Origin of the sequence: Flavobacterium cheonanense, assembly GCF_039539185.1 — a bacterium.
GTDB lineage: Bacteria > Bacteroidota > Bacteroidia > Flavobacteriales > Flavobacteriaceae > Flavobacterium > Flavobacterium cheonanense.
In genome coordinates this window covers 15,926-28,244 of the sequence record NZ_BAABCT010000013.1, presented here as the reverse complement: position 1 = coordinate 28,244, position 12,319 = coordinate 15,926, and the positions used below count along the sequence as shown (strand labels likewise).

7 protein-coding genes and 1 rRNA gene are annotated in these 12,319 nt (G+C 32.2%); 6 read left to right on the top strand and 2 right to left on the bottom strand.

The features are described from left to right. Positions 1-77 (top strand): 5S ribosomal RNA (gene rrf / locus ABD766_RS14970); the annotation flags it as partial. Positions 78-486: 409 nt separating this feature from the next. Here the strand turns inward: rrf and ABD766_RS14460 are convergent. Together ABD766_RS14460 and gldJ are read right to left on the bottom strand one after the other, a co-directional pair. Continuing rightward, entirely contained in the window at positions 487-1,770 is a 1,284-nt protein-coding gene (locus ABD766_RS14460; RefSeq protein WP_344817357.1) for a UDP-N-acetylmuramoyl-tripeptide--D-alanyl-D-alanine ligase, read from the bottom strand. A 66-nt stretch (positions 1,771-1,836) separates the two neighbouring features. After that, positions 1,837-3,573 (bottom strand): gliding motility lipoprotein GldJ, encoded by a 1,737-nt coding sequence (gene gldJ, locus ABD766_RS14455; protein WP_344817356.1) that lies wholly within the window; start codon positions 3,571-3,573, stop codon positions 1,837-1,839. A 198-nt stretch (positions 3,574-3,771) separates the two neighbouring features. On the opposite strand from gldJ, the gene porU reads away from it, so the two are divergent. The 5 genes from porU (at position 3,772) to ABD766_RS14430 (ending at position 12,214) form a co-directional block, all read left to right on the top strand. Continuing rightward, positions 3,772-7,599, top strand: coding sequence for a type IX secretion system sortase PorU (gene porU / locus ABD766_RS14450; protein ID WP_344817355.1), 3,828 nt, complete (start codon positions 3,772-3,774; stop codon positions 7,597-7,599). 37 nt (positions 7,600-7,636) lie between these two features. Beyond that, positions 7,637-8,875, top strand: coding sequence for a type IX secretion system outer membrane channel protein PorV (gene porV / locus ABD766_RS14445; RefSeq protein ID WP_344817354.1), 1,239 nt, complete (start codon positions 7,637-7,639; stop codon positions 8,873-8,875). A 68-nt stretch (positions 8,876-8,943) separates the two neighbouring features. Next, positions 8,944-9,426: a cytidine deaminase gene (cdd, locus tag ABD766_RS14440; RefSeq protein WP_344817353.1), complete on the top strand. Its 483-nt coding sequence runs from the start codon at positions 8,944-8,946 to the stop codon at positions 9,424-9,426. 173 nt (positions 9,427-9,599) lie between these two features. Further along, positions 9,600-10,598 carry a pyruvate dehydrogenase (acetyl-transferring) E1 component subunit alpha gene (pdhA, locus tag ABD766_RS14435; protein WP_344817352.1) on the top strand — a complete coding sequence of 333 codons (999 nt, stop codon included), beginning with the start codon at positions 9,600-9,602 and terminating at the stop codon, positions 10,596-10,598. 2 nt (positions 10,599-10,600) lie between these two features. Continuing rightward, positions 10,601-12,214 (top strand): pyruvate dehydrogenase complex dihydrolipoamide acetyltransferase, encoded by a 1,614-nt coding sequence (locus ABD766_RS14430; protein WP_344817351.1) that lies wholly within the window; start codon positions 10,601-10,603, stop codon positions 12,212-12,214. Positions 12,215-12,319 lie beyond the last annotated feature (105 nt).

Here is a 12,319-nt window from a genome sequence, read left to right as displayed (position 1 = left end):
CCATTCCGAACAGAGAAGTTAAGCCCGATTGCGCAGATGGTACTGCATAACTGTGGGAGAGTATGTCGCCGCCTTCTTTTTGAAAACCTCTATCATTTATTTGATAGAGGTTTTTTGTTTTATATCATTTAAAAAAAATGAATAAGTACTATCTAAACAAATGTATCAGTACTTAAGTTTACTATTTATTGCGTAAATAATAGTGTTTTACTAAAGTTAAATGTCGTTATCTTTTTGAAAACCCTACCCAAAGTGGATAGTTTTTAGCTTTATTTATTGAAGAAGGTGTTTTTTTTAGTGGGTTGCGTGAGTGATAGTAGCGGCATCCTTTTCTTTTTTTCTTAAAAAAGAAAAGATACAGCGGATAGCACGACCCTTGGGGCACGCCATAAAAATTATACTAAGTATTGGTAGTAAAATAATTAAGTTCTAGAGTGTCTGATGAGTTTAAGAGAGTGTTGTAAAAAAAAGTAGTAATCTATTTAATTAAATATACTCTAGTACTCTTTCTAAAGCCATTCCACGTGAACCTTTTATTAAAATTGTATTATTTGAAAAATGATTTTTAGTAAGAAAGACAACAAATGATTCGAAGTCTTTATAAAAGAAGTGATTGTTTTTACTGTTTTTGTTTAAATAAAAATATTTTCCAATAAAATAACAAGTTATTTTATCTTCTTTGTTTAAATAGCTGACAATTGATTTGTGTTCTTCTATACTTTCATTACCTAATTCAAACATATCACCAATAATAATTACTTTATTGTTTTTTTCTAGTTGTATAAAATTTTCTAATGCTACTAACATGCTACTAGGATTTGCATTATAGGCGTCTAAAATGATTTCATTTGTGTTTTTTGAGAGTAATTGAGAACGATTGTTGTCGGGAATATAACTTTCTATCGAGTTCTTTATATCTTCATCAGAAACCCCAAAATAATGCCCAATTGTTATAGATGCATTTATATTATTTGCATTATAAAGTCCAATTAAATGTGATTGTATCACTGAATTATTGAAATGAATGTTGACAAACGGATTTGCAGTAATGCTTTTTATAAAAACATTTGCTTTGTCCATTTCAGTGCTAAATGTTATTCTATTTATGTCTCTAGTTTTTTCTTCTTGTATTTTATCATCAATATTTACAAAAACTTTTTTATCATTAAATCTAATGTAGTCATACATTTCGCTTTTGCCTTTTATTACTCCTTCAACACCTCCAAATCCCTCTAAATGTGCTTTTCCAAAATTTGTAATATATCCAAAATCTGGATTTGTAATTTCACATAAAAATTGAATTTCTTTTTGATGATTAGCACCCATTTCAACAATTCCAATTTCAGTTTCACTATTGAAAGATAAAATTGTTAAAGGAACTCCTATGTGATTGTTTAAATTTCCTAATGTAGCTTTGGTTTTATATTTTTTTGATAATACAGCTTGTATTAGTTCTTTAGTTGTAGTTTTTCCATTGCTACCGGTTAAAGCTATTATGGGTAGTTTTAGATAGTTTCTGTGATATTTTGCTAATTCTTGTAAAGCAACTAAACTATTTTGTACAATAATAGTTCTATGATCGATGTAATAATCCGGATTGTCAATTATAGCGTATATAGCACCTTTTTCTATTGCTTCTTTTGCAAATGTATTAGCATCATATTTTTCACCTTTTATAGCAACAAAAAATGATTTTTGTTTTACTTTTCTTGTGTCTATTACAATATCATTTGATAGTAAAAAAAGCTTGTGGATATCTTTTATGTCCATATTAAGAAATGAATTGAAAACAAAAAGCCCTAATTAAAGGGCTTTTTTGTTTAATGTATAAATGTATTATCTTTTCTTTTTGTTTCTAGCTGATTTTTTTGAATCAGATTTTGGTCCAACTCTAGACATTGCACATCTAAATCCGATATAGTCTGTAGCCATATCTTGAGGGAAATATCTTCTTTGTGCAGGATCTAACCAATATGCTCTGTCTCTCCAAGAACCACCTTTATATACTCTAACATCATCATTCACTAAAGTTGTTCTTTTGCTTGACTTGTCAAATTTACGAATCATGTTTCCAATACTGTCTGTAGATACATTGTGTTTTGGAGAATCATACATTCTTTGTTCGTCTTTTAACTTGCCATCGCCTTCTTCTGATGAACCGAAATCAAAATATCTAGTAGATTGTTTATCACCATCTCTATAATTTCTGTGGTCGCTTTTGTCAAAGTTTTGTCTCAAATAAGTTTCTTTTTCATCAACAGGTACTTGAGCAATTTGCCCAATAAAGTTTCTTGCCATAACTCTACCATTTGGTAAAGTATCAAATTTTTGAGTTTCTTGAGTAACTAATTCAACTTTTCCGTCTTCACCGATTTTATTTTTAGTGTAAACGTTACCTCTAAAGTAGTTGAAATCATTTGCTTCATCATCAATTATTGGTCTGTAAACGTCAGCAACCCATTCAGAAACGTTACCCGCCATATCATAAAGACCAAAATCGTTAGGAGGATATGATTTAACTTTATTTGTAATATCTGCACCATCATCAGACCATCCAGCTATACCACCATAATCTCCTTTTCCTTGTTTGAAGTTTGCTAACTGGTCACCTTTAATTTGTCTTTTTCCAGAACGAGTATAACTTCCAGACCATGGATATTTCTTTTGACCTTTGTAAATGTTATATTCTCTTTGGCCTACATCAGCAGCTGCAGCATATTCCCATTCTGCTTCTGTTGGTAGTCGGTACTCTGGTAAAATTAGACCTGAAGTTCTTTGTGCGTAAACGTTTTTAGCACCACTATTTCCATTTGCATTAGCAGTTCCACCACCAGCACCAGCTGCGCCATTGCTTTTAGCGCCACCTTTTTGTCCTTTTTGTAAAACAATTTCTTGATTTCCACCATAAGTTTTAGTAGGAGCAGCTAGATAAGTTTCTGTGTCAAATGTAGCATCAGCTTTTACATCTACAACTTTTGAATCTTTTTTCAAAAATCTTTGTTGTTCTAATATAGATTCATTTACTCTATTTGTTCTCCACTTAGCAAATTCGGTTGCTTGAATCCAGTTAACACCTACTACAGGATATTCAGCATATGCTGGATGTCTTAAATAGTTATTTGTCATAGTTTCGTTGTAACCTAATCTATTTCTCCACACTAAAGTATCAGGCGAAGCACCTTCATAGATATTTTTATAATTGTCTTCTTCTGGAGGAAATACTCTTTTTAACCAATCTAAATACTCCATGTACATAAGGTTGGTTACTTCGGTTTCATCCATATAAAAAGACTGAACGTGCTGTTGATTTGGTGTATTGTTCCAATCATGCATTGGATCATCTTGAACTTTACCCATTGTAAAAGTTCCACCTTCAACTAACACTAATCCTGGGCCAGTTGCTTGCTTTTTAAATTTAGAAGCATACTGAAATCCACCTTTTTTGTCGTTAATTTTCCATCCAGTGGCTTTTGATCCACCTTTAGAATTCGATTTTTTGCTACAACTTGATACACTAGCCATTAATGCTAGTACAAGTAACAACCTGATTGCCATAAATTTGTTTACTTTCATACTCTTAGTAGGTAATAAATTTTCGAGTCGCAATATAAGAATTAACCTTGAAATTGCAACATCTTTTTTAATAATAGTAAAAATTATTTTTTCTTGAACTATTTATTAACGTTAACTTGTGTTTATTATTGTATTTCAAATATTAATTTTATTTTTACATTCAGTAATATTTGAAAAATAATTGCGTTACTATGTACTATGAAAAAGATTTATTTTTATTTATTTCTATTTAGCGGTGTTTTGGTTTTTGCACAGCAAAGTAAAAATATAAGTATCGATTGGATTGATAAAACTAATTATTCGTTCGGCGAATATAAAGTTAATGTTCCTGTTTTTAAAACAGATAGCTATGATTTTGATTTTGCAAAGAAAGAAATTGTTTTCACAAGTAAAGTAGAAGTTAGTGATTTAATTGATGAAAATTCTTTGATGATTTCTGATATTGTCTATGAAGCAATTCTAGAAAGTCAACTAGGAGATTTAAAAAAAGAAAATATTAAAAATTCTATTTCAGCATCATTGAAAAATGTTATTGCTCGAGATAAAAAATATGTTGTCTTGCAATTTTATCCAATTATTAAAGATGGCATTGGTTATAAAAAGGTAAAATCACTTACTTACACATATAATATTTCTTCTGTTTCTAATAAAACTAATTTTCTTCAAAATCAATTTAGTATTTCAAATTCAGTTTTATCTAGTGGTAAGTGGAGTCGTTTTTATGTTGAAAAATCGGGTGTTTACAAATTATCTAAGTCGTTTCTTTCTAGTTTGGGATTTGATATGAATTCTGTAAATCCAACTAAAATTAAGATTTATGGAAATGGTGGACGAATGCTTCCTTTGTCAAATGCTCAATATTATCCAGATGACTTAGAAGAAAATGCCATTCAAGTTATTGGAGAACAAGATGGTTCTTTTGGTAATGATGATTATATCTTGTTTTATGCAGAAGGAGTTGATAATTGGAGTCAAGAAAATGAAACACATTTAAATTTATATTCTGATAGGTCTTATTACTATGTAAATGTTGTTGGAGCTGATGGGAAAAGGATAAGTTTAATGCCTCAACCTTCGGCTGGATCCACTTTAAATTTGACCACGTTTGATGATTATCAATTTCACGAGGTTGATTTGACTAATATTGGTAGGTTAGGCAGGGTTTGGTTTGGTGAAAACTTCAATATAGAAGAGGAGCAAACATTCGATTTTAACTTTCCAAATATTGTTACAAGTTCTCCAGCAAGAGTAACTATTCATACAGGTGGAAATTCTTTCGTTGACACCTCGTTTTCAATAGCTGTAAACGCACTAAATATTGGAACAATAAATTTGCCAGAAGTTGATTTGAATTCTGGAACAGAGGCTTCTCACGGTTCTTTAGTTTCCAATGTGCCAGGAGCAACAAATTTTAATGTTAAACTTACCTACAATAATAATGGTGTTCCAACTTCTAAAGGTTACTTAGATTATATAAGTATTTCATGTAAAAGTAATTTAACGGGCTTTGGCAAACAATTTAGATTTACATACAAAGATGCGACGCTGCAAACAGGTGTTGCACAATATCAGTTATCAAATGCAACTGGAATTTCTCAAATATGGGATATTACCGATATTTATAATGTTACCTCTGTTAAAAATCCAAATCAAAGTAGTTTTTCTTTCAAATCTAATTTAGGAATTGAAAAAAAATATATTGCTATTGACGAATCAGATTTGTATACTCCACTTAAAGAAAATAACACATCGGTTACTAATCAAGATTTAAAAGGTACAATATTTAACAATGCTCAAGGAAATTTTGAAGACATAGATTACCTTATCATTACACCAAGATCAATAAATGCGCAAGCAGAAAAATTAGCCAACTTTCATAGAAGTTATTCTAATTTGAATGTCAAAGTAGTAAATCTAGATGATATTTATCAAGAATTTGGTGGTGGTAAACAAGATATTGGAGCTATCAGAAATTTTGTAAAGTATGTATATCATAATGCTTCTTCACCAAGTCAAAGGGTTAAGTATTTGAATTTATTTGGTGATGCATCATTTGATTTTAAAGACAGAATTCCGAATAACACAAACTTAGTGCCAATTTATCATGCTACAAATAGTTATTTTTCTGGTGAATTATCTTTTGCTTCAGATGATTTTTTCGCATTAATGGATACAAACGAAGGTGATCCATTATATTCTTTTGGTGCTGATATTGCGGTTGGAAGAATGTTAGTTTCATCAGCTCAACAAGCTGAGGAAATGGTAAACAAGGTTATTGAGTATCATGATATAAAATCTTATGGTAGTTGGAGAAATAACTATGTTGCTATATCTGATGATTCGGATAAGGTCTCGGACGTTTCACTTCAAGAAAAACAAAATAACTTAACAGATGTTATTAATGCTCAAAAGCCATTCATAAATTTCAAAAAGATATTGTTAGATGCTTATCAACAACAAACTTCAGCTGGTGGTGATCGATATCCTCAAGCCAATGAAGATATCATAAATGCTTTTGAAAAAGGAGCATTAGTTTTTAATTATTTAGGTCATGGTGGTGAAGATGGTTTAACAGGTGAAAGAATCTGGGATAAATTTGATGGTTATGATTTTAATAATCGTTATAGATATCCTTTATTTATTACAATCACTTGTGAGTTTTCGAGATTTGATAATCCCTATCGCCCAACTGCCGGAGAATATACATATTGGAATCCAAAAGGCGGAGCTATTTCTATGATTACAACAATTAGGTCGATTGGACAATACAATGCTGAAATATTTAATGATATTTTGGCTGAGAAATTATTTTCTTATGGTTCAAATCAATATGTTTCAATTGCAGAGGCATTGCGACTTGCAAAAGCTTCAAGTAATAATAATTCTTCGACTAGAGTTGTAGCATATCTTGGTGATCCTGCATTGATGCTTTCTATTCCTAAGCCAAAGGTTGTTTTGACTAAAGTAAATGATGTTTCAATTACCCAACCTATTGATGATTTAAAAGCATTGAGTTATGTTAAATTATCAGGCGAAGTTCAAGATGATAATGGAAATTTACTATCTTCTTATAATGGTGAACTAGCGGTAAATGTTTTTGATAAGAATTACAATAAGTCCACTTTTAATAATGATGGATATAGTCCTGTAATCAGTTTTGTTAATCTTGGCGAAACTATTTTTAGAGGAAATGCTTCTGTAAATAATGGTAAATTTGAGTTTGGTTTTGTTGTTCCAAGAGATATTAAAATTCCTCTCGGAAATGGTAGAGTTAGTTTTTACGCTAAAAGAGATCAAATTCTTTTGGATAAAACAGGTTATAATTTAGATATAAAAGTTGGAGGAATAAATACAAATGCAGTAGCAGATAATACTCCTCCAAGAGTTCGTTTGTATATGAATGATGAAAGTTTTGTAAATGGTGGAATAACAAATGAATCGCCGTTCTTTTTGGCATTTGTAGAAGACGAGCACGGAATCAATACAGCGAGTGGAATTGGTCATGATATTGTAGCGATTTTAGATGGCGATGAAACTAGGCCGTTTGTTTTAAACGATTATTATGAAACGGAACTGAACGATTATACCAAAGGTAAAATAAGATTTCCTTTTAGAAATTTATCTAAAGGATTACATACAATTGTTTTTAAAGCTTGGGATGTTTACAATAATTTCATTTCAGCAGAAATACAGTTTATAGTTGCCGATAGTGGTGATATTACTTTAACAAATGTGTTAAATTATCCAAATCCATTTGTTAATTACACTCAATTTTGGTTCAATCATAACAAACCTTTTGAGCCATTAGAAGTACAAGTTCAAATCATGACTATAACTGGAAAAGTGGTAAAAACAATTAATCAAACAGTTACTACTGAAGGATTTTTATCAAGAGAAATTACTTGGGATGGGAAGGATGATTTTGGCGATAAAATCGGTAAAGGAGTTTATATTTATAAATTGACAGTTCGTTCAACTGTTTCAAACAATAAGTCAGAAAAAATAGAAAAACTTGTTATACTTTAAGAAAATGCTATATTTGTTAAATAATAATATTATAAAAATGAAATCGGAAATTCAAAAGAACGTGAAAAACAATCCTAAAAGCTTGATTAATAATTTAATATTGATATTCTTGCTTGTTTTTTCAACTCAAAACATAAACGCACAAGACAGAGTAATAACTACAGGTGTACCATTTTTATTAGTTGCTGCAGATGCAAGAGCTGCTGGTATGGCAGATCAAGGTGTTGCTACTTCTGCAGATGCTTATTCTCAGCAATGGAATCCAGCAAAATATGCTTTTGCATTAGATAAACAAGGTTTCGCAGTAAGTTACACACCTTATCTAACGGCGTTAGTGAATGATATTTCGTTAGGACAAGTTAACTATTACAATAGAATTAATGAAAAAAGTGCCTTTGCAGGAAGTTTACGTTTTTTTAGCTTAGGTGAAATCGAATTAAGACAAAATTTTGATGATCCTGCAAATGTTGTTAAACCAAATGAATTAGCTCTTGATGGTTCGTATTCATTGAAACTTAGCGAACATTTCAGTATGGCAGTTGGAGGTCGATACATACGATCAAATTTAAAAATTGCGGACACAAATACAGATGCGGTTCCAGGAAGTACTTTTGCAGTTGACGTAGCAGGTTTCTATCAATCAGAAGAAATTGCTTTCAATGAATTTAACGGAAGATATCGTTTAGGTTTCAATTTTCAAAATATGGGACCAAAAATAAGTTATGATAATGACCAAAATGAAATATCATCTAATTTCTTACCAGCCAATATGCGTTTAGGAGGAGGCTTTGATTTTATATTAGATGAATACAATAAAGTAGGTGTAAGTGTAGAATTTGCTAAGCTTCTTGTTCCAACACCTCAAGAGCCAAAACTAATTGATATTGATGGAGATGGAACAATATCTCAACTAGAAGAAAATACCGCTAGAGATTTAAATAATGAAAATTATAAAAAAATCAACTGGGTTTCTGGAATGTTTCAATCATTTAATGATGCTCCAGGTGGTTTTTCTGAAGAGTTAAAAGAATTTACTTATTCAGCTGGTGTAGAATATTCTTATCAAGACTCATTTGCAATGCGTTTAGGTTATTTTAATGAAAGTCCTTTAAAAGGTGCGAGAAGATTCTTTTCACTTGGTGCTGGATTCAAATACAATGTAGTTAAGGTAGATGTTTCTTATTTATTTTCAGCTTCGCAAGTTAAAAATCCGTTAGAAAACACATTACGTTTCTCACTAACATTTAATTTTGGTGATAAATATGATGAATATTAAAAAGTAATGAATTAAATAACAATCCAAATTTCTTAATCGAAGTTTGGATTTTTTTTCCTCTATATATAATGAAAGAAATAAACATTAACACCACAATTTCGGTTTTCAACGGAATCAATGAATTACCAAGCGAGATTCAAACATTAATGAATCAAGCTATTGAAACACGTAAAAATGCTTATGCACCATATTCTAAGTTTAGAGTTGGAGCAGCAATATTGTTAGATAATGGTAAAATAGTTTTAGGTTCCAATCAAGAAAACGCGGCTTATCCATCGGGATTGTGTGCTGAACGAGTAGCAATTTTTCAAGCTGGAGCTATTTATCCAAATGCTAAAATCGTAAAATTAGCAATCACTGCAGCATCGGATACTAATCCTACCTTATTACCAATTCCTCCATGTGGTGCTTGCCGTCAATCGATTGCAGAATATGAATTTAAACAAGACACTCCAATTGAAATCTATTTTATGGGCGAATCTGGAGAAGTTTATAAGTCAAATTCTATAAATAATTTATTACCGCTTTCGTTTGACAAAACATCCTTGTAAGCTATAACGATATAGTTGATATTTAAGAATAAACAGTTATTAAAAAATGCTATTTTAATTCTGAATTATTTTTACTTCTACTATCAATATCTTACTTTTGCAATTCGCAAATTTGATAATTCGCAATTTGTGATACGATTACAATATATTTAATCAACGTAATTCATTAAAAAATGAAACCAATTACAAAAGAAACTTACCTTCAATGGTACGAAGAAATGCAGTTTTGGAGAAAATTTGAAGACAAATTAGCCGCTGTATATATTCAACAAAAAGTTAGAGGATTTTTACATTTATATAATGGTCAAGAAGCAGTTCTAGCTGGAGCAATCCATGCAATGGACTTGTCTAAAGACAAAATGATTACAGCTTATCGTAATCACGTTCAGCCAATCGCAATGGGTGTTGATCCTAAAAAAGTAATGGCAGAACTTTACGGAAAAGTAACAGGAACATCAAAAGGAATGGGTGGTTCTATGCACATTTTCTCTAAAGAACATGGTTTTTATGGTGGTCACGGTATTGTGGGTGCGCAAATTCCAGTGGGTGCAGGAATGGCTTTTGCTGATAAATATTTTGAAACAGGTGGTGTAACTTTAACCTATTTTGGTGATGGTGCTGCACGTCAAGGTTCTCTTCACGAAGCTTTTAACATGGCTATGAATTGGAAACTTCCAGTAGTGTTTATTTGTGAAAACAATGGATATGCAATGGGAACTTCTGTTGAAAGAACTGCAAATCACACCGATATTTGGAAACTTGGTTTAGGTTATGAAATGCCATGTGGACCAGTAGACGGAATGAATCCTGTAAAAGTTGCTGAAGCTATGCAAGAAGCAATTGACAGAGCTCGTCGTGGCGATGGACCTACATTTTTAGAAATGAAAACATACCGTTATAGAGGTCACTCTATGTCGGATGCTCAATTATACAGAACAAAAGAAGAGGTTGAAGAATACAAAAAAATCGACCCAATTACTCAAGTTCTTGATATTATCAAAGAAAAAGGATATGCAACTGATGCAGAAATTGAAGCAATGGATCAACGAGTAAAAGACTTAGTTGACGAATGCGAAAAGTTTGCCGAAGAATCTCCTTTCCCAGAAGTACAACAACTTTACGATGTAGTGTACGAACAAGAAAATTATCCTTTCATTCCTCATAGACTATAATTATGGCAACAGTAATAAACATGCCTCGTTTGAGCGATACTATGACAGAAGGAACTGTTGCAACATGGCTTAAAAAAGTAGGTGATACAATAAAAGAAGGCGATATTTTAGCTGAAATCGAAACCGATAAAGCTACAATGGAATTTGAATCTTTCAATTCAGGTGTTTTACTACACATCGGAATTGAAGCAGGTCAAACTGCTCCAGTTGATTCATTATTAGCCATCATCGGAAAAGAAGGCGAAGATATTTCTGCTTTATTAGCAGGTGGTGCTCCGGCTCCAAAAGCTGAAGCTACTCCAACTGTTGAAACTCCATCAGCTTCTGCTCCTTTAGCAGCTGTAGCAATACCTGCAGGTGTAAAAGTAATAACAATGCCACGTTTAAGTGACACAATGACTACTGGAACAGTAGCAACTTGGTTGAAAAAAGTTGGTGATACAGTGAAAGAAGGTGACATGCTTGCTGAAATCGAAACTGATAAAGCAACGATGGAATTCGAATCTTTCAACGCAGGAACTTTATTATACATTGGAATTCAAGAAGGAGGATCTGCTCCAGTAGATAGCGTTTTAGCAATCATCGGACCAGCAGGAACTGATATTACAGGAATAGCTGAAAACTATTCAAAAGGTGGTGAAGCACCAGTAGTTGCAAAAACTGAAACTGCTGCTCCAGTTGCAACATCTCAACCAACTCAAGAAACAACAACTTCAGATAACGGAAGAATTTTTGCTTCTCCATTAGCAAAACAAATAGCTAAAGATAAAGGAATCAGTCTTTCTCAAGTAAAAGGTTCTGGTGAAAACGGAAGAATAGTTAAAAGTGATGTAGAAAACTTTACAGCTTCGGCTCCAGTTGCGTCAACTCAAACGACTTCTCAACCAGAAGCACAAGCTACTCCAGTGGCAAAACCATTTGTTCCTGCAGGTGAAGTTGTGACTGAAGAAATCAAAAATTCGCAAATGCGAAAAATTATTGCTAAACGTTTAGCTGAATCATTATTCACTGCGCCTCACTACAATTTAACCATTGAAGTAAGCATGGATGAAGCAATGAAATCAAGAGCAATGATAAATTCTGTGCCAGATACCAAAGTATCATTCAACGACATGGTAATCAAAGCTTGTGCAATGGCATTAAAAAAACATCCAAAAATCAATTCGCAATGGAAAGAGGATGCAATTACCATTAATCACCACGTGAATATTGGTGTTGCCGTAGCAGTTGAAGACGGATTAGTAGTTCCTGTTCTACGTTTTACTGATGCAATGAGTTTATCTCAAATCGGAGGAAGTGTAAGAGATTTAGCAGGAAGAGCTAAAACCAAAAAATTACTTCCAAACGAAATGGAAGGAAGTACATTTACCGTTTCAAATCTTGGAATGTTTGGTATAGTTGAATTCAATTCAATTATCAACCAACCAAACTCTGCAATCCTTTCAGTTGGTGCAATTATAGAAAAGCCAGTTGTTAAAAACGGACAAATCGTAGTTGGAAACACTATGATGTTATCATTAGCATGCGATCACAGAACAATTGATGGCGCAACAGGAGCACAATTTTTACAAACATTAAAACTGTTTATCGAAAATCCAGTGACGATGTTAGCTTAATCGAAACTCTATAAAACAAGAGTCCCGTTCAGAAATGAGCGGGATTTTTTATTTTGGAGCGAATGGTTTGGGCATTTTTGGATTCCATATTCCTGCTTTCCGTTC

What these genes read in the sequence shown, in the direction of transcription:
- pdhA (WP_344817352.1), top strand. Translation starts at nt 9,600, where the DNA reads ATGAAACCAATTACAAAAGAAACTTACCTTCAATGGTACGAAGAAATG.
- porV (WP_344817354.1), top strand. Translation starts at nt 7,637, where the DNA reads ATGAAATCGGAAATTCAAAAGAACGTGAAAAACAATCCTAAAAGCTTG.
- porU (WP_344817355.1), top strand. Translation starts at nt 3,772, where the DNA reads ATGAAAAAGATTTATTTTTATTTATTTCTATTTAGCGGTGTTTTGGTT.
- ABD766_RS14430 (WP_344817351.1), top strand. Translation starts at nt 10,601, where the DNA reads ATGGCAACAGTAATAAACATGCCTCGTTTGAGCGATACTATGACAGAA.
- cdd (WP_344817353.1), top strand. Translation starts at nt 8,944, where the DNA reads ATGAAAGAAATAAACATTAACACCACAATTTCGGTTTTCAACGGAATC.
- gldJ (WP_344817356.1), bottom strand. Translation starts at nt 3,573, where the DNA reads ATGAAAGTAAACAAATTTATGGCAATCAGGTTGTTACTTGTACTAGCA.
- ABD766_RS14460 (WP_344817357.1), bottom strand. Translation starts at nt 1,770, where the DNA reads ATGGACATAAAAGATATCCACAAGCTTTTTTTACTATCAAATGATATT.